Below are 16,659 nucleotides of genomic sequence, written 5' to 3'. Positions count from 1 at the left end.
CTAGCGGGGCGTGACGATGTAGGTCGCCGTGACGCCGCCGCTGTCCTTGGTCTCCGAGAAGGTCAGGACGACGCGGTAGGCGTCGCTCCGGAACATGCCGAACGCGCTCGACGAGTCCGCACGCTTCGCCGACTCGGTGTACCCGGCGTCGGTGAGCTGTTGCACGGCGGCCTGGAAGTCGTCGACCGAGGCCGCCCGGACCTGCGCGACCCACCCGGAGCCGTTCGGGCCGGCTCCCCCGCCGAGCACGGTGCCGTCGACGAGCGGGACGTCGGCCGACGGGAACCCGTCCGGCACCTTGCCGTCGGACGTCACGTCGGCGCCCTTGAGCGCCGTGTCGAGCGCGCCGTCGATGCCCCCGGCGACCGAGGACATGCCGTCCTGGATCGCCTTGCCGTCGATGCCGGCGACCCCGTCCGCGACGTTCGACGCGACGGAGGACCCGAGGTCGGTGGCCTGCTGCACGGCCTGGGTCGAGCAGCCGGTGAGTCCGGCCAGGGCGATGCCGGCAGCGACGGCGGCGATCAGCGGGGTACGGAGGGAACGCATGGCGCGACCGTAACGGACGAGCCGGGAGGCCCGGCGCGAGTTGGCTGTGAACGTGCCGTCCCCGGGGCGGTCACGTGCGCGGCGGGGCCGCCCCGTGCCTCCTTGCCGACGGACGGTTCAGGCGACGTAGGCGCGCGTCGCCGCGACCAGGGCGTCGACGCCGACCGGGATCGCGGTCTCGGCCTGCGGCGCGTAGAACGGCGAGTGGTTGCTCGGGATCTCCTCGCCGCGGCGGAAGCGCTCCGGGTCGGTGATGCCCGTGAACCAGTACACGAGCGGCGCTCCGGCTGCGGTGGCGAGCTGGCCGACGTCCTCCGACGCCATGGCGAGCCCGATCTCCAGGTCGCGGGCTCCCGGCACCTCGGCGCGGATGGCCTCGAGCACGGTGGCGGCGGCCTCGGCGTCGTTCACGGTGACCTCGGCGCCCGGCGCGCGCACGATCGTCGGCTCGGACAGGCCTCCGGCCGTGCTCTCGGCCCGGACGATGCGCTCAATCGAGGCGATGATGCGCTGGCGCGTCTCCTCGTTGCGGGCCCGGGTCGAGATCTCGATGACGGCCTCGTCGGGGATGATGTTCGCCCGCGTGCCGGCGTGGAAGCTGCCGACGGTGACGACCCCCGCGTCGCTCGGCGAGACCTCGCGGGCGACGACCGTCTGCAGCCGCACGACGGCCGAGGCCGCGGTGACGACCGGGTCGAGCGAGGCCTGCGGCGCAGAACCGTGCGCCCCACGGCCGTTGAAGGTCACCGTCAGCCGGTCGCTCGACGCCATCACGGGGCCGGTGCCGACCGCGACGATGCCGACCGGTGCGGGTGCGGAGTGCTGCCCGAGCACGACGTCCGGCTTCGGGAACCGCTCGACCAGGCCGTCCTCGACCATCGCGCGGGCGCCGGAGATGACCTCTTCAGCAGGCTGGAAGACGGCGACGACCGTGCCGCGCCAGTCCCCCGTGGTCGCCACCAGGCGCTCGAGCGTGCCGAGCAGCCACGTGACGTGGATGTCGTGGCCGCAGGCGTGCATGGTGGGGACCTCGCGGCCCTCGTCGTCGGTGCCGACGTGCTCGCTGGCGTAGGACAGGCCGGTGCGTTCCTGCACGGGCAGGCCGTCCATGTCGGCGCGGAGCCAGACCACCGGGCCCTCGCCGTTCGACACGACACCGACGACGCCGGTGCCGCCGACGCCCGTCGTCACCTCGATCCCGCCGATCTCGGCGAGCTTCGCAGTGATGACACCGGCGGTGCGGTGCTCCTGGAAGCCGAGCTCCGGGTGGGCGTGCAGGTCCTGGTAGATCGAGAGCAGGTCGAGAGTCACGCTGACCACGGTACAACCGCGAACGGCCCGGCCACCTGTTGCAGGTGACCGGGCCGTCGGACGGAGGACGGGCCTCCGCGGGTGTTGCTCGTGCTGGTGCTTACGCGTCCTGGCGCTTGAGACGCGCGTAGGAGCGCTGGCGAGCCGAAGCGTCCAGCTCGACCTTGCGGATGCGCACGGCGGCGGGGGTGACCTCGACGCACTCGTCCTCACGGGCGAACTCGAGGCACTCCTCCAACGAGAGCTGACGCGACGGCGTCATCGACTCGAACGTGTCGGCGTTGGCCGACCGCATGTTGGTGAGCTTCTTCTCCTTGGTGATGTTCACGTCCATGTCGTCGGCGCGCGAGTTCTCGCCGATGACCATGCCCTCGTAGACCTCTTCGGTCGGGTTGACGAAGAACGACATCCGCTCCTGGAGGTTCGTGATGGCGAACGGCGTCACCACACCGGAGCGGTCGGAGACGATCGAGCCGTTGATGCGGGTCTGGATCGCGCCGGCCCACTCGTCGTAGCCGTGGAAGATCGCGTTGGCGATGCCGGTGCCGCGGGTCTCCGTGAGGAACGACGTGCGGAAGCCGATCAGGCCGCGCGACGGGACGATGAACTCCATGCGCACCCAGCCGGTGCCGTGGTTCGTCATGTTCTCCATGCGGCCCTTGCGAGCGGCCATGAGCTGCGTGATCGCGCCGAGGTACTCCTCCGGCGTGTCGATCGTCATGTGCTCGTACGGCTCCTGCAGCTTGCCGTTCTCGTCACGCTTCGTGACCACCTGCGGCTTGCCGACGGTGAGCTCGAAGCCCTCGCGACGCATCTGCTCGACCAGGATGGCGAGTGCGAGCTCACCACGACCCTGGACCTCCCACGCGTCGGGGCGGCCGATGTCGAGGACCTTGAGCGAGACGTTGCCGACGAGCTCGCGGTCGAGGCGCTCCTTGACCATGCGGGCGGTCAGCTTGTGGCCCTTGACCTTGCCGACGAGCGGGCTGGTGTTCGTGCCGATCGTCATCGAGATCGCCGGGTCGTCGACCGTGATGGTCGGCAGCGGGCGGACGTCCTCGGGGTCGGTCAGGGTCTCGCCGATGGTGATCGTGTCGAAGCCGGCGACGGCGACGATGTCACCGGGGCCTGCCGACTCGGCCGGGTAGCGGTCGAGCGCCTTCGTGATGAGGAGCTCGGTGATGCGGGCGTTGACGACGGTGCCGTCGTGCTTGACCCACGCGACCGTCTGGCCCTTCTTCATGGTGCCGTGGAAGATGCGCAGGAGCGCCAGGCGACCGAGGAACGGGGAGGCGTCGAGGTTCGTGACGTGCGCCTGCAGCGGGTGCTCGTCGTCGTACTTCGGGGCCGGGACGTGCTGGAGGATCGCTTCGAACAGCGGCTCGAGGTCGTCGTTGTCGGGCAGCTCGCCGTCGTTCGGCTTGTTGCGCGACGCGGCGCCGTTGCGACCCGAGGCGTAGACCACCGGGACGTCGAGGATCGCGTCGAGGTCGAGGTCGTCGACCTCGTCCGACAGGTCGGAGGCGAGGCCGAGGAGCAGGTCCTGGGACTCGGAGACGACCTCGTCGATGCGGGAGTCGGGCCGGTCCGTCTTGTTGACGAGCAGGATCACCGGGAGCTTCGCGGCGAGCGCCTTGCGCAGCACGAAGCGGGTCTGGGGCAGGGGACCTTCGGAGGCGTCGACGAGCAGCACGACACCGTCGACCATGGAGAGGCCGCGCTCGACCTCACCACCGAAGTCGGCGTGGCCGGGCGTGTCGATCACGTTGATGGTGATGGGGCCGTCCGCGCCGAACTCGGTCGCGTGCTTGCCGTTGTAGAGCACCGACGTGTTCTTCGCGAGGATCGTGATGCCCTTCTCGCGCTCGAGGTCGTTCGAGTCCATCATGCGGTCTTCGCCCTCGAAGTGGGCGTCGAACGAGTTGGTCTGCGTGAGCATCGCGTCGACGAGGGTGGTCTTGCCGTGGTCGACGTGTGCCACGATGGCGACGTTGCGCAGGTCGGACCGGGTGGCGAGCGCCATACAGGACATCCTTCAATTTCTGGGAGAGTGTCGGGCCAGTGTTTTCACAGCACCGCACCCGTGGGCAGAACGCCCGACACGCCAGTCTACCGGTAGTTCGCAAGCGACAGGAGTACAGCGCATGAGCCGTCGGCGAACGTGGGTCGAGATCACCATCGTCCTGCTGCTCTCGCTCGGTGCCAGCGCCCTCTACTCGATCCTGCAGATCATCGACGACCTGTCCCAGACGACCCCGCTCGGCGAGCAGTCGACGGCGCTGAACACCTCGTCGACGACGGTGCAGTACGTCGACCTCGCCCGGCAGCTCCTCGGCATCGCGGTGGACCTGGCCCCGGTCGCGCTCGTCTGCTACCTGCTGTGGAGCACGTCGCGACCGCACCTCGGCCGGCTCGGGATCGATCGGTTCCGGGCGAAGCCGGACCTGGGCGGCCCGGCACTCATCGCCCTGTGCATCGGGATCCCGGGGCTCGCGCTGTACTTCGCGGGGCGGGCGCTCGGCATCACGGTCGCGGTCGACCCCGCCGCGCTGAACTCGTACTGGTGGACGGTCCCGGTCCTGCTGCTGTCCGCGATCCGCTCGGGCCTGCAGGAAGAGGTGATCGTGATCGGGTACCTCTACGCCCGTCTCGGCGACCTCGGGTGGGGCCGCTGGCAGATGATCTTGTCGACCGCCCTGCTGCGCGGCAGCTACCACCTGTACCAGGGGTTCGGGGCGTTCATCGGCAACGCGGTGATGGGCGTCGTGTTCGGCTGGATCTACACGAGGTGGGGCCGGCTCCTGCCGCTCGTCATCACGCACGCCCTGCTCGACGCGGTGGTCTTCGTCGGGTACCCCTGGGTGGCGCACGCGTTCCCGCAGTTGTTCTCGTAGGCGGCGGCGCGTCGACGCTCCGCTGGCCGCTCAGCGCGTCGCGAGCGCATCCACAGCCCCCGCTCAGCGCGCCGAGGGGCAACCCCCGCCGGGCCGCCCTACCGTGAGACGCATGAGCATCCCCGCGATCGGCGAGTCCGCCCCGTCGTTCACCCTGCCGGGGATGGTCGTGCGCGGCGGCGTCCGCTCCGACGACGAGTACGACCTGTCCGCCGAGATCGGCCGCACCGTGGTACTGGCGTTCTACCCGGGCGACGCGACGGCGGTCTGCACGGCCCAGCTCTGCAGCTACCAGGCCGAACTCGACGAGTTCACCGACCTCGGCGCGACCGTGTGGGGCATCAGCCCGCAGGCACTCGACTCGCACGAGGGGTTCGCCCGGGGGTCCTCGCTCGTGTTCCCGCTGCTCAGCGACACCGCGGGCTCGGTGATCCGCGCCTACGGGGTGCAGGCACCGGGCATCGGCCTGCGTCGGTCGGTCTTCGTGATCGGCCCCGACGGCGTGGTCCGGTGGCGGCACGTCGGCCTGGTCGGTCTGCGGTTCCCGAAGGCCGAGACGATCCGCGAACAGATCGAACTGCTCGTTTCGTAGTCCTCGGCGTGGGATTCCCCTGAATGCGTCGCGATGGGGTATTGACACCCCAACTGGGGGCGACGACCATTGACGGCACGAGGGTCCGTCCAGGATCTGCCTCCTCGGGGAATCGGGTCGTCCGGAGATACGCGCCGGTGTGTCACACCCGCTCCCCGGGCGTCTCCGGGGAGGCATCTCGTACCCTCGTCCGGTGCACACCACCATCGTCGCCCTCGGCCTGCGCGCCCTCGCCGTCGTCCTCTGGGTCGTGGCCGTCGCGCTCGTCCCGCTGGCGCTGCTCGGCGGCGGCGCCTCCTGGCTCGTGCCGATCCCGAGCATCGCCGTCGCGTTCGTCGCCTGGGCAGCGCTGTGGCGTCCCCGGATCGAGCTGACGCCGGAGCACCTGCGCATCGTGGACGTCCGGCGGACCAGCACCTACACCTGGTCCCGCATCAGCGAGGTGCGCACGAAGTACGGCATCGAGGTGGTCACCAGCGAGGGCGTCCGCCGCGTCTGGATCGCGACCCGCCCGACGGCGCGTCTCGCCGCGCACACCGGTGACCAGCCGGGAGGCCCGGATCGCCTGGACGTCGACGCTGCGGCCGCGCGGATGCTGGCCCACGTGCCCGCCCCGGCCGAGCAGGACGGCCCACCTCCGTCGACCGTGACGGCTGCGCCGATCACGCACCGCACCCACGGCTGGACGATCCTGGCGATGGTCGTCCTCGGGGTCGCGGCGTCGCTGGCGGCGGCACGGTTCTGACGGTCACGACGCAGAACGACACCCCCGACGTCGTGCGACGTCGGGGGTGTCGTTCGTGAACGGGGCGGCGACTACTTCTTGTAGCCGACGTCCTGCCACTTGACCGAGGACTGCTGGAACTGCGCCGGACCGTAGTTCACCAGGTCCTTGCGCACACCCCAGGCGTACGGCTCGGCGAACAGCGGGATGGTGCCGGCGACCGCGACGATCTTCTTGTCGATGGCCTGCGCGTCCTTGATGCGGGCATCCGGGTCGAGCTCGCCGTTCGCCTTGTCCCACGCGGCACCGAGCGAGTCGTCCGTCACGCCGGTGTAGTTCTGGCCGGCGTCGGCGGGGTAGTAGATCGACTTCAGCGACGAGATCGGGAACGGGGTGCCCTGCCACGCGAAGTACGTGGCGTCGAAGTCACGGGTCGTCGTGGTGATGTACTTCGTGAAGAAGTCGTCGGTGGGCACGGTGTCGATGGTCACCTTGAAGCCGGCGAGCTTGGTCTGCTGCTGCACGAGCTGCGCGACGTTCGCCGAGTTCGGGTTGTCCGACGGGATCACGAAGCGGACGTCGAGTTCCTTGCCGCCCTTGGTCGCGTAGCCGTCCGAGCCGATCTTCCAGCCGGCGTCCTCGAGCTTCGACTTCGCCTTGTCGGTGCTGTAGCCGTAGACGCTCGACGCGTCGTCTTCGTAGCCCTGCTGTCCGGGCAGGTAGACGAGGTTGTTGAGCACGTCGCCCGGGCTCTTCACCGGCGACAGGATCGCCTGGGCCACGACCTTGCGGTTGATGGCCTGTGCGAACGCCTGGCGCACGTCCTGGTCCTTGAAGACGTCCGAGGTGCCGTTCAGCGTGATCTGACGCTGCGTGGTGCCGAGCGAGCGCTCGATCTTCGAGTCGGACCGCGAGTTCGCCGTCTTGAGGTTGTCGGCGCTGCCGTTCAGGTTGAACGCGTCGAGCTCCTTGTTGCCGTACGCCTGGGCGACGCCGTCACGCGAGACCGTCTTGAAGACGATTGTGTCGAGCTTGCCCTCGTCACCCCACCACTTCGAGTTCTTCTCGAAGGTCACGACGCCACCGTTGGTGTCGAAGGACTTCAGGATGTACGGACCACCGGAGACGTAGGTCTTGCCGTCGGCGGCGTACGGCGCCTTGGCCCAGGCCTTGTTGAAGTGGTCCGGGGTGTCGACGGCCCAGTACGGGTAGATGGCGGTCAAGACGCTCGCCCAGTCGGCGTTGGTCTTCGAGAACGTCATGATGACGTCACGCTCGTCGGAGCCCTGCTTGACCGAGTCCACGTCCTCCCACACGTTGGTGGACAGCGGCGCGAAGGCCTTGTCGGAGCCGTTCAGCGCCTTCCAGTTCGCGATGACGTCCTTCGCGCTGATCGGGGTGCCGTCCGACCACACGGCCTTCGGGTTGATCTTGATCTCGACGGTCTGGGGCGAGTCCTTGGTCAGCTCGACCGACGTCGCGTAGTCCTTGTTCGCCTCCCACTCGCCGTTCTCCTTGAACTGGATGAAGCTCGGCAGGTAGGTCTGCGAGATCGTCGTGTCGTCGACGGTCCCCGAGTCCAGGTTGAGCAGCTGCCAGTTCGCCGGAGCGGTGTCGATCGGCAGGGTGATCGACCCGCCGTCCTTGACGTCGGCGCGATCCGCGACGGTCCAGCCGGTCGACTTCAGCGACGACTCGGCGACCGCGGAGTTGTCGCCGCCCGCTTCTCCGCCGCCGGAGCAGCCTGCCAGCACGACGGCAGCTGCCGCAGCGGTGGCCAGGACGGCGATGCCCTTGATCCTCTTTCGCATGGCGAGGATTCCCTTTCGTTGTGGTTCGCGCAGATCGCGCTGGACCGCGGCGGCCCCCGCCGTCGCGCCTGTTGGTTGAGAACCCTAGCCACATCCGAAGGCGGCACAAGGGTCTGTGCGATGAATCGAAACACGCTCGTAACGAATGTTGCATAGCGTCACTTCCGTTGTCCCACCCAGTCGCTCGAACGGCTAGCCTGTCGCCACCGACAACGCCGTCCGGTCGGACGGCCGCACCCAGAGGTCACGAACCACATGCTCGCCTTCATCGCAAAGCGGATCGTCAACTACATCGTCCTGACGATCGTGGCGACCACGCTCGGGTACATCCTCGCCAGCACGACGCTCAACCCGGCCGCCCGGTTCCTGGGGCGCAACCCGGCCGTGCCGCCGGGCACCATCCAGGCGTCGCTCCGCAAGCTCGGCGCCGATCCGGACACCCCGCTCCTCGTCCGCACCTGGGACTGGTGGGTCGGTCTGGTGACGCACGGCTCACTCGGCATGAGCACCCGCGGCACCGAGGTGACGGCCGACATCATCGCCCGCTCCGGGACGAGCCTGCGGCTGCTCGTGATCGGCACACTCCTCGGCGCGATCCTCGGGGTGCTCCTCGGCGTCTGGAACGCGGTCCGGCAGTACCGCACCTCCGACCAGGTGTCGACGTACCTGTCGTTCGCGGTGCTCGCCACCCCGACCTTCGTGATCGCGGTCGTGCTGATGATCCTCGCGACCACGCTCAACCAGGGCGTCGGGACGCAGGTGATCCGGTTCACCGGCGAGTACACGCCGGGGGTGAGCGGGTTCTTCCCGGTGCTCGGCGACCGGCTCGTGCACCTGTTGTTACCGACGATCTCGCTGACCATCGGCGCCGTCGCCACCTACTCGCGCTACCAGCGCTCGGCGATGCTCGACGTGCTGTCGAACGACTTCATCCGGACCGCACGGTCGAAGGGCCGCACCCGCGGCTCGGCGATCATGCGCCACGGTGTGCGGGTCGCCCTCATCCCGATGTCGACCTTCTTCGCGTACTCGTTCGGACTCATCCTGACCGGCGCGAGCATCACCGAGCTGGTCTTCAGCTGGCACGGCATGGGCGAGTACTTCGTCCAGAGCATCAGCAACAACGACATCAACGCGGCGTCGGGCACGATCCTCTTCACGGCGATCCTCGTGCTCATCGCAGGGACCCTCGCGGACCTGCTGTACGCCGCGCTCGACCCGCGAGTGAGGGTGTGACCCGTGTCTGTTCTCGACCCCACGACCACGACCACCGCCGGTGACCCCGGCGACGGCAACGCCGGGACGCCGGCGCACGTCATCGAGGTGAAGGGCGGCCGCACCCCGCTCTGGCGCAAGGTGTTCGGCACCTGGCGCGCACGCATCGGCGGCAGCGCCCTGCTCCTCATCATCCTCTGGGCGTTCCTCGGCCCGTACCTGTACCACTGGAACGCCGTCGACTCCGACGGGCTGGCGTTCGGCATGCCGCCGAGCGCTGCGCACTGGTTCGGCACGAACGACATCGGCCAGGACATCTACGCGCAGACCCTGGTCGGCCTGCAGAAGTCGCTGCTCATCGGCCTGATCGCCGGACCGGCAGCGACCCTGATCGCCGGCATCGTCGGCGCGATCGCCGGGTACTTCGGCGGCCTCACCGACCGGCTGCTCGTGTGGGTCATCGACCTGCTGCTCGTGATCCCGTCGTTCTACGCGCTCGTGCTGCTCAGCCCGGTGTTCAAGAACCTGACGTGGGTTGCCCTCATCGTCGGCCTCGCGGTGTTCAGCTGGATGGTGATGGCCCGGGTGATCCGCGGTCAGACGATGTCGCTCCGCGAACGCGACTACGTCAAGGCCGCCCGGTTCATGGGCGTCCCGGCGTTCACGATCATCCGTCGGCACATCCTGCCGAACGTGGCGTCGCTGCTCATCATCGACGCCACGCTCGGCGTCGGAGCCGCGATCCTGGCGGAGAGCTCGCTGAGCTTCTTCGGCTTCGGCATCCAGATCCCCGACGTGTCGCTCGGCACCCTGCTCGCCGCCGGCAGCCAGTCCGCCGTCACCCGCCCGTGGCTGTTCGTCCTGCCCGCCGCGACGCTCGTCGCGACCGTGCTCTCGACCAGCCTGCTCGGCGACGCCCTGCGCGACGCCATCGACCCCACCTCCGGAGCCAACCGTGACTGAGCCGCTGCTCACCGTGTCCGACCTGTCGGTCACGTTCAACCCGAAGACCAAGCCCGTCTACGCGGTCCGGGGTGTCGACTACTCGGTGGCCCCCGGTGAGTTCCTCGGCATCGTGGGCGAGTCGGGTTCCGGCAAGTCGGTGTCCTCGATGGCCGTGATGGGCCTGCTGCCGTCCTCCGCCCAGGTGCAGGGCAGCATCCGGTTCGACGGGCAGGAGCTCGTCGGCAGGAACGATCGCGAGATGTCGGCGCTGCGCGGCCGGGACATCGCGATGGTGTTCCAGGACCCGCTGTCCGCATTGACGCCGGTGTACACGATCGGCCAGCAGATCATCGAGGGCCTGCGCCTGCACGACCGCTCCCTCACCCAGCACGCCGCACGCACCCGCGCCGAGGAACTCCTGCGCATCGTCGGCATCCCGAACCCGGCGCGACGACTGGACGCGTTCCCGCACGAGTTCTCCGGCGGCATGCGCCAGCGCGCGATGATCGCCATCGCCATCGCGAACGACCCGAAGCTGATCATCGCGGACGAGCCCACCACGGCGCTCGACGTGACGATCCAGGCGCAGATCCTCGACGTGCTGCAGACCGCCAAGGACATGACCGGTGCGGCCGTCGTGCTCATCACGCACGACCTCGGCGTCGTCGCCGGCAACGCCGACCGCGTCGCAGTGATGTACGCCGGCCGGATCGTCGAGACCGCGCCGGTGCTCCCCCTGTTCCGCGAGCCGGTGATGCCGTACACGATCGGGCTGCTCCGCTCGATGCCGAACATGACGTCCGCCCGCACCGAGCGGCTCGTCCCGCTCGACGGCCGCCCGCCCCTGCTCACGCAGAAGCCGACCGGCTGCCCGTTCGCCGACCGCTGCCCCGCCGTCATCGACGCCTGCCGCGACGGCGAACCCGCCCTCGTCGCACCGTCGGTGCCGCAGAGCGCCGACAACCCGGTCCTGACCGGTGCCGTCCAGACGATCGGCAACGGCACCCTGCTCGACGACCACACCGCCGCGTGCATCCGTCGCGACGAGATCGCCGCGGGCACCCTCGAGCGCTCGGAGATCTTCCCCCGCCCCGAGGACGTCCCCGAGGCAGCGGTCGACCACGGCGACGAGGTCGTGCTCGAGCTGCAGGACGTCGTCAAGACGTTCCCGCTCACCAAGGGCGCGCTCTTCCGCCGGCAGATCGGCGAGGTGCACGCGGTGGACGGCATCTCCCTGACGCTCAAGCGCGGCCAGGTGCTCGGTCTGGTCGGCGAGTCCGGCTGCGGCAAGACGACCACCATCATGGAGATCCTCGAGCTCGCCGGTGCCCAGCACGGCACCATCCGGGTGAACGGCGTCGACACCGCCTCGCTGTCCAAGAAGGACCGTCTGGCACTGCGCCGCGACATCCAGGTCGTGTTCCAGGACCCGATGGCGTCGATCGACCCGCGCCTCGACATCGGCTCGGTGATCGGTGAACCCCTCACCGTGCACGGCGTCGCGAAGGACGAGATCCGCCGGCGGGTGCGCGAGGTGCTCGAGCTGGTCGGACTCGAGCCGAGCTACATCGACCGGTACCCGCACGAGTTCTCCGGCGGCCAGCGACAGCGCATCGGCATCGCCCGAGCGCTCATCGTCGAGCCGAAGATCCTGGTGCTCGACGAGCCGGTCTCCGCGCTCGACGTCTCGGTGCAGGCCGGTGTGATCAACCTGCTCGAGGACCTCAAGCACCGCCTCGGGCTGTCCTACCTGTTCGTGGCGCACGACCTGTCCGTCGTCCGGCACATCGCCGACGACGTCGCGGTCATGTACCTCGGCCGCATCGTCGAGTACGGCGACGGCGACGCGGTCTTCTCGGACCCGCAGCACCCGTACACCCGGGCCCTGCTGTCGGCCGTGCCGGTGCCGGACCCCATGGCCGAGGCCGCCCGCGGGCGCATCCTGCTCGACGGCGACCTGCCCTCCCCCACGGAGCGCATCGACGGCTGCCGGTTCCGCACGCGCTGCCCGCTCTACCAGCTCCTCGACGAGGGCCGGCAGGAGCAGTGCCGCACGATCGACCCGGGTCTCGAGCCCGTGCACGGCCGCGGTGTCGCCTGCATCCAGACCGACCAGGAGCACCTGCTCACCGAGCGGGTGGGCGCGGTCGTCTGACGACGCCGGTCACGCCGTGGACGTGACCAGCAGACGGACGGGAGGCCCGGAGCACGTCGTGCGCCGGGCCTCCCGTCCGTCCTGTGGTCGCGATCGCGAGCCGCGTCAGGCTCCCAGCCACAGGCTGAGCAGCGAACCGGCGAGCAGCGCCAGCGCCGCTGCGCCGACCGCCAGGGCCGGCACGTCCCAGCCGCGCACGGCGTCGCCGGCGCCGGTGCCGTCGCGGTGCTCGGACCAGCGGTCGAGCAGCACCGTCATCTCGTCGGGCTGGCGCAGGACGGCCCGCTCACCGCGCCGGGCCGGTTTCGGCCGCGGCAGCGACGGCCCACCCCAGCACTGGACCTTCCGGCCGGCGACCGTCTCGATCACGATCTGCCAGCGGAGCCGGACGTCGGCGACGGCCTGCCACGGCACCACGGTTCGGCGGAGCGGGTTGACCACGGTGACCGCGCGCTCGTCGATGACGATGCACGGGCGGTAGGTCAGGACCCAGAGCGCCCAGACGAGCACGGCAATCGGGCCGGCGGCGCGGAGGACGACGTCCCAGCTCCCCCGGAACGCCGCATCGCCGAGCAGGAACAGGCCCAGGACGGCGACGAGGCCGGACGCCACCGCGCCCCCGCGACCAGCGCGGAGGACGACGGGGCGTCCGGCCTCGTTCGTGTCCAGGTGGATCAGCGTCCGAACTCGAACCCGGCGCCGGGGATGGCGGCCAGGAGGTCCTTCGTGTACTGCTCCGTCGGGGCGGCGAAGACCTCGTCGGTCGTCGCCTTCTCGACGATCTGCCCACGGCGCATGACGCACACGTTGTCCGCGACGAGGCGGACGACCGCGAGGTCGTGCGTGATGAACAGGTACGTCAGGCCGAGCTCGGTCTGCAGCTCGGTGAGCAGGTCGAGGATCTGCCCCTGCACGAGCACGTCCAGCGCGGAGACGGCCTCGTCGAGGACGATGACCTCCGGCTTGAGCGCCAGCGCGCGGGCGACGGCGATGCGCTGTCGCTGGCCACCGGACAGCTCGTTCGGGTAGCGGTTCACCATCGACTTCGGCAGCGCGACCTGGTCGAGCAGCTCGAGCACCCGGGCGCGACGCGAGGCCTTGTCGCCCACCTTGTGCGTGGCGAGCGGCTCGGCGATCGTGTTCCCGACGTTGTACATCGGGTCCAGGGAGCCGTACGGGTCCTGGAACACCGGCTGCACGCGACGGCGGAAGTCGAAGAGGTCCTTGCCCTTCAGCGCGCCGATGTCGATGCCGTCGAACTGCACGGTGCCGCTCGTGATGCTCTCGAGCTGCAGCACCAGCTTGGCGACGGTCGACTTGCCCGAACCGGACTCGCCGACGAGCGCCGTGGTGGTGCCCTTCTGGATCGAGAACGACACGTCGTCGACGGCCTTGAGCTCACGGGTGGCGAGGCTCTTGCCGCGCAGCTTGTAGACCTTCTCGAGGTTCTTCACCACGATGAGGTCCTCGGCCGGACGGTGCTCGCGTTCCTGGGCCCGGGCGATCAGCTCGGCGTCGTCGTTGCCGGTGTCGGCGATGTCGACGCGCGCGTGCTGCACCTTCGACTGGATGCGACGGCTGGCCAGCGACGGGGCCGCCGCGACGAGCCGCTGCGTGTACGGGTGCTGCGGGTTGGCGAGGATCTCCTTCGAGGGACCGGCCTCGACGACCTGGCCCTTGTACATCACGACGAGCTTCTCGGCGCGCTCGGCGGCGAGGCCGAGGTCGTGCGTGATGAACAGCACCGAGGTGCCGAAGTCGCGGGTCAGGCTCTCGAGGTGGTCGAGGATGACGCGCTGGACGGTGACGTCGAGCGCGCTCGTCGGCTCGTCGGCGATGAGCAGCTGCGGGCGGCTCGACAGACCGATGCCGATGAGCACGCGCTGGCGCATGCCGCCGGAGAACTCGTGCGGGTACTGCTTCAGGCGGGTCGAGGCGTCGCCGAGGCCGGCTTCCTGCAGGACCTCGACGGCACGGTCACGGACGGCCTTCTTGCCGGTCGCCATGCCGTTCGCACGGATCGCCTCTTCGACCTGGAAGCCGATCGACCACAGCGGGTTGAGGTTCGACATCGGGTCCTGGGGGACGTAGCCGATCTCCTTCCCGCGGATCTCCGACATCTCCTTGTCGCTCAGCCCGACGAGCTCACGCCCGTTGAACTTGATCGAGCCGCCGGTGACCTCACCGGTGCCGGGGAGCAGCTTGATGATCGCCTGGGCGCTCGTCGACTTGCCCGAACCGGACTCGCCGACGATGGCCAGGCGCTCGCCCTGCTCGAGGGTGAGGTTGACGCCGCGGACGGCCTGCACGAGGCCGCTCTGGGTCTTGAAGCCGACCTGCAGGTCGGTGATCTCGAGCAGCGGGGCGCCGGAACCGCCGGTGCGGCTGCTGTTCGTCTGGGTCAGTGTCTCGCTCATCGGCGGGCCCTCGCCTTCGGGTCGAGCGCGTCGCGCACCACGTCACCGAGGAGCAGGAACGCGAGCACGGTGATGGACAGGGCTGCCGACGGCCAGAAGATCGTCGACGGTGCCGTTCGGATCGAGACCTGTGCGGTTCCGATGTCGAGGCCCCAGCTGAGCGCTGAGTCCGGGAGCCCGATGCCGAGGAACGACAGGGTCGCCTCAGCCACGATGAACGTGCCGAGCGACACCGTCGACACGACGATGACCGGGGCCACGGAGTTCGGGATCACGTGACGGACCAGCGTCTTGAAGCGGCTCACGCCGAGCGCGGCCGAGGCCATCACATAGTCGGACTGCTTCGCGCTGAGCACGGCACCACGCATGATGCGAGCGATCTGCGGCCAGGCGAACGCGGCGAGGACCAACGCCACTGTGATCGCGTTCCGCGCCGGGATGACCGACATGATCACGATTGCGCCGAGCACGGTGGGGATGGAGAAGAAGATGTCCGCAATGCGGGACACGATCGTGTCGAGCCATCCGCCGTAGAAGCCGGCGAGAGCGCCGATGATGACACCGACGATCGTGACCAGCACCGTGGCGACGATGCCGACGATCAGCGAGTTCCGTGCACCCCAGATGACACGTGAGTACACGTCGTAGCCCTGGCGGTTGTACCCGAAGATGTGGCCTGCTTCCGAGCCTTCGTTGCTCTTGGCGAGGATCGCCTTCCTCGGGTCGATGTGCGTGAAGAGGCCAGGGAACAACGCCACGACGATGATGAGCAGGATGAGCACGGCGGACACCCAGAACATCGGGCGGACACGCATGGAGTCCCAGGCATCGGTCCAGGTGGACCGGGTCTTCTCGTTCTCGTCGACCTGGTCGACCGCTTGGAGCGGGGTCTCCTCGATCGGAGCGACGTAGTGCGTCGCCGAGCGGGATGCGGCGTTACTTGGCATAGCGGATCCTCGGGTCCAGGACGGCGTAGAGCAGGTCGACCAGGAGGTTGGCGAGCATGAAGATGATGACCATCACGGCGACGAACGACACGACGGTCGGTCCTTCGCCGAGCTTGACGGCCTGGAACACCGTGCCACCCACACCGTGGATGTTGAAGATGCCCTCGGTCACCACGGCGCCGACCATCAGGTTGCCGATGTCGACACCCAGGTACGTCACCACGGGGATGAGTGAGTTGCGGAAGATGTGCACGCCGACGACACGACGACGGGGCAGGCCCTTGGCCGTCGCGGTGCGGACGAAGTCAGCACTCATGTTCTCGGCGACGCTCGCGCGCGTCAGACGCACGATGTACGCAAACGACACCGAGGCGAGCACGATCGCGGGCAACACGAGTTCGTCCCACGGCGCTTCGCCGGACACCGTCACCCGGAACAGTCCGAGGTTGATGCCGAAGACGTACTGCAGCAGGAACCCGACGACGAAGGTCGGGACCGAGATGAGCAGCAGCGACACGACGAGTGCGGTGGCGTCGAACAGCTTGCCCTTGCGCAGACCAGCGATGACACCGACGACGATGCCAGCGACCGATTCGAAGAGCAGCGCCAGGATCGCCAGACGGGCGGTGATCGGGAACGCCGAGGCGAGCTGCGAGCTGACCGGCAGACCCGAGTACGTCACGCCGAGGTCGCCGCGGAACACGCCGCCGATCCAGAGCAGGTACTGCACGATGAACGGCTTGTCGAGGTTGTACTGCTGTCGCAGCTGCTCGATCACCTGCGGTGTCGGCTGGCGGTCGCCGAACAGCGCGGCGATCGGGTCGCCGGGCAGCGAGAAGACCATGAAGTAGATGAGGAACGTGGCCCCGAAGAACACGGGGATGAGTTGCAGGAGGCGCTTGCCGAGGTACCAGAGCATCAGATCACTGCCCGGTCCGGAGCGATGTCGATCAGGTTCATTGTGGTGAGGGGTGGACGGTCCGAGGGTCGGCACGGAAGTCCGGTGCGGGAGGGCGCCCGCGGTGTGGGGGAAGGTCTTACCGCCGCGGTACGGGGGTTCGGGGGCCATGTGGCCCCCGAACCCCCGTCCGGTGGTCGC

Annotated in this window: 14 protein-coding genes; 6 read left to right on the top strand and 8 right to left on the bottom strand. The window is 69.1% G+C overall.

What is annotated here, in order from left to right; genetic code table 11:
• From DEJ08_RS04515 to typA, 3 genes are all read right to left on the bottom strand, one after another.
• Complete coding sequence (locus tag DEJ08_RS04515) at positions 1-549, bottom strand: hypothetical protein (RefSeq protein WP_071404165.1); 549 nt, start codon at positions 547-549, stop codon at positions 1-3.
• Positions 550-666: 117 nt separating this feature from the next.
• Positions 667-1,860, bottom strand: a complete 1,194-nt coding sequence (locus tag DEJ08_RS04510) for an amidohydrolase (protein ID WP_027464563.1) — start codon at positions 1,858-1,860, stop codon at positions 667-669.
• Between the two features lie 100 nt (positions 1,861-1,960).
• Entirely contained in the window at positions 1,961-3,883 is a 1,923-nt protein-coding gene (gene typA, locus DEJ08_RS04505; RefSeq protein ID WP_027464562.1) for a translational GTPase TypA, read from the bottom strand.
• Between the two features lie 121 nt (positions 3,884-4,004).
• Between typA and DEJ08_RS04500 the strand changes: the two genes are divergently transcribed.
• The 3 genes from DEJ08_RS04500 to DEJ08_RS04490 all read left to right on the top strand — a co-directional run bounded on the left by DEJ08_RS04500 (position 4,005) and on the right by DEJ08_RS04490 (position 6,091).
• Positions 4,005-4,754 carry a CPBP family intramembrane glutamic endopeptidase gene (locus DEJ08_RS04500; RefSeq protein WP_035807570.1) on the top strand — a complete coding sequence of 250 codons (750 nt, stop codon included), beginning with the start codon at positions 4,005-4,007 and terminating at the stop codon, positions 4,752-4,754.
• A gap of 112 nt (positions 4,755-4,866) precedes the next feature.
• Positions 4,867-5,346: a peroxiredoxin gene (locus tag DEJ08_RS04495; protein ID WP_111054527.1), complete on the top strand. Its 480-nt coding sequence runs from the start codon at positions 4,867-4,869 to the stop codon at positions 5,344-5,346.
• A gap of 193 nt (positions 5,347-5,539) precedes the next feature.
• Entirely contained in the window at positions 5,540-6,091 is a 552-nt protein-coding gene (locus DEJ08_RS04490) for a PH domain-containing protein (RefSeq protein WP_181438988.1), read from the top strand.
• 71 nt (positions 6,092-6,162) lie between these two features.
• On the opposite strand, the gene DEJ08_RS04485 is transcribed toward DEJ08_RS04490, so the two are convergent.
• Positions 6,163-7,881: an ABC transporter family substrate-binding protein gene (locus tag DEJ08_RS04485; RefSeq protein WP_111054529.1), complete on the bottom strand. Its 1,719-nt coding sequence runs from the start codon at positions 7,879-7,881 to the stop codon at positions 6,163-6,165.
• 255 nt (positions 7,882-8,136) lie between these two features.
• Here DEJ08_RS04485 and DEJ08_RS04480 point away from each other — a divergent pair, with 255 nt between their 5' ends.
• Genes DEJ08_RS04480 through DEJ08_RS04470 form a run of 3 tightly spaced genes read left to right on the top strand, consistent with a single transcriptional unit; the run spans position 8,137 to position 12,196 of the window.
• The gene (locus DEJ08_RS04480) at positions 8,137-9,117 is read left to right on the top strand and encodes an ABC transporter permease (RefSeq protein WP_111054530.1); all 981 of its coding nucleotides are present in this window, start codon (positions 8,137-8,139) and stop codon (positions 9,115-9,117) included.
• Between the two features lie 3 nt (positions 9,118-9,120).
• A complete protein-coding gene (locus DEJ08_RS04475) occupies positions 9,121-10,059 on the top strand; it encodes an ABC transporter permease (protein ID WP_071404170.1) in 939 nt (312 codons plus the stop codon).
• Complete coding sequence (locus tag DEJ08_RS04470; RefSeq protein ID WP_071404171.1) at positions 10,052-12,196, top strand: dipeptide ABC transporter ATP-binding protein; 2,145 nt, start codon at positions 10,052-10,054, stop codon at positions 12,194-12,196. The genes DEJ08_RS04475 and DEJ08_RS04470 overlap by 8 nt, the downstream gene beginning before the upstream one ends.
• A 105-nt stretch (positions 12,197-12,301) precedes the next feature.
• On the opposite strand, the gene DEJ08_RS04465 is transcribed toward DEJ08_RS04470, so the two are convergent.
• The 4 genes from DEJ08_RS04465 to DEJ08_RS04450 all read right to left on the bottom strand — a co-directional run bounded on the left by DEJ08_RS04465 (position 12,302) and on the right by DEJ08_RS04450 (position 16,479).
• Entirely contained in the window at positions 12,302-12,808 is a 507-nt protein-coding gene (locus DEJ08_RS04465; protein WP_111054531.1) for a PH domain-containing protein, read from the bottom strand.
• Positions 12,809-12,870: 62 nt separating this feature from the next.
• A complete protein-coding gene (locus DEJ08_RS04460; RefSeq protein ID WP_111054532.1) occupies positions 12,871-14,613 on the bottom strand; it encodes a dipeptide ABC transporter ATP-binding protein in 1,743 nt (580 codons plus the stop codon).
• Entirely contained in the window at positions 14,610-15,560 is a 951-nt protein-coding gene (locus tag DEJ08_RS04455; RefSeq protein ID WP_111022608.1) for an ABC transporter permease, read from the bottom strand. Before DEJ08_RS04455 ends, DEJ08_RS04460 begins: the two co-directional genes overlap by 4 nt.
• Positions 15,550-16,479 (bottom strand): ABC transporter permease, encoded by a 930-nt coding sequence (locus DEJ08_RS04450; RefSeq protein ID WP_111022607.1) that lies wholly within the window; start codon positions 16,477-16,479, stop codon positions 15,550-15,552. The genes DEJ08_RS04455 and DEJ08_RS04450 overlap by 11 nt, the downstream gene beginning before the upstream one ends.
• Between the last annotated feature and the right edge of the window lie 180 nt (positions 16,480-16,659).

The organism is Curtobacterium sp. MCLR17_054, assembly GCF_003234335.2.
Taxonomy (GTDB): Bacteria; Actinomycetota; Actinomycetes; order Actinomycetales; family Microbacteriaceae; genus Curtobacterium; species Curtobacterium flaccumfaciens.
Note: the sequence above shows the minus strand (reverse complement) of the source record. Positions and strands in the feature narration are given on the sequence as shown.

Bases quoted from the DNA above. Each gene is read 5' to 3' on its own strand.
- DEJ08_RS04460 (WP_111054532.1), bottom strand. From the start codon at position 14,613: ATGAGCGAGACACTGACCCAGACGAACAGCAGCCGCACCGGCGGTTCC.
- DEJ08_RS04450 (WP_111022607.1), bottom strand. From the start codon at position 16,479: ATGCTCTGGTACCTCGGCAAGCGCCTCCTGCAACTCATCCCCGTGTTC.
- DEJ08_RS04455 (WP_111022608.1), bottom strand. From the start codon at position 15,560: ATGCCAAGTAACGCCGCATCCCGCTCGGCGACGCACTACGTCGCTCCG.
- DEJ08_RS04485 (WP_111054529.1), bottom strand. From the start codon at position 7,881: ATGCGAAAGAGGATCAAGGGCATCGCCGTCCTGGCCACCGCTGCGGCA.
- DEJ08_RS04495 (WP_111054527.1), top strand. From the start codon at position 4,867: ATGAGCATCCCCGCGATCGGCGAGTCCGCCCCGTCGTTCACCCTGCCG.
- DEJ08_RS04480 (WP_111054530.1), top strand. From the start codon at position 8,137: ATGCTCGCCTTCATCGCAAAGCGGATCGTCAACTACATCGTCCTGACG.
- DEJ08_RS04500 (WP_035807570.1), top strand. From the start codon at position 4,005: ATGAGCCGTCGGCGAACGTGGGTCGAGATCACCATCGTCCTGCTGCTC.
- typA (WP_027464562.1), bottom strand. From the start codon at position 3,883: ATGGCGCTCGCCACCCGGTCCGACCTGCGCAACGTCGCCATCGTGGCA.
- DEJ08_RS04515 (WP_071404165.1), bottom strand. From the start codon at position 549: ATGCGTTCCCTCCGTACCCCGCTGATCGCCGCCGTCGCTGCCGGCATC.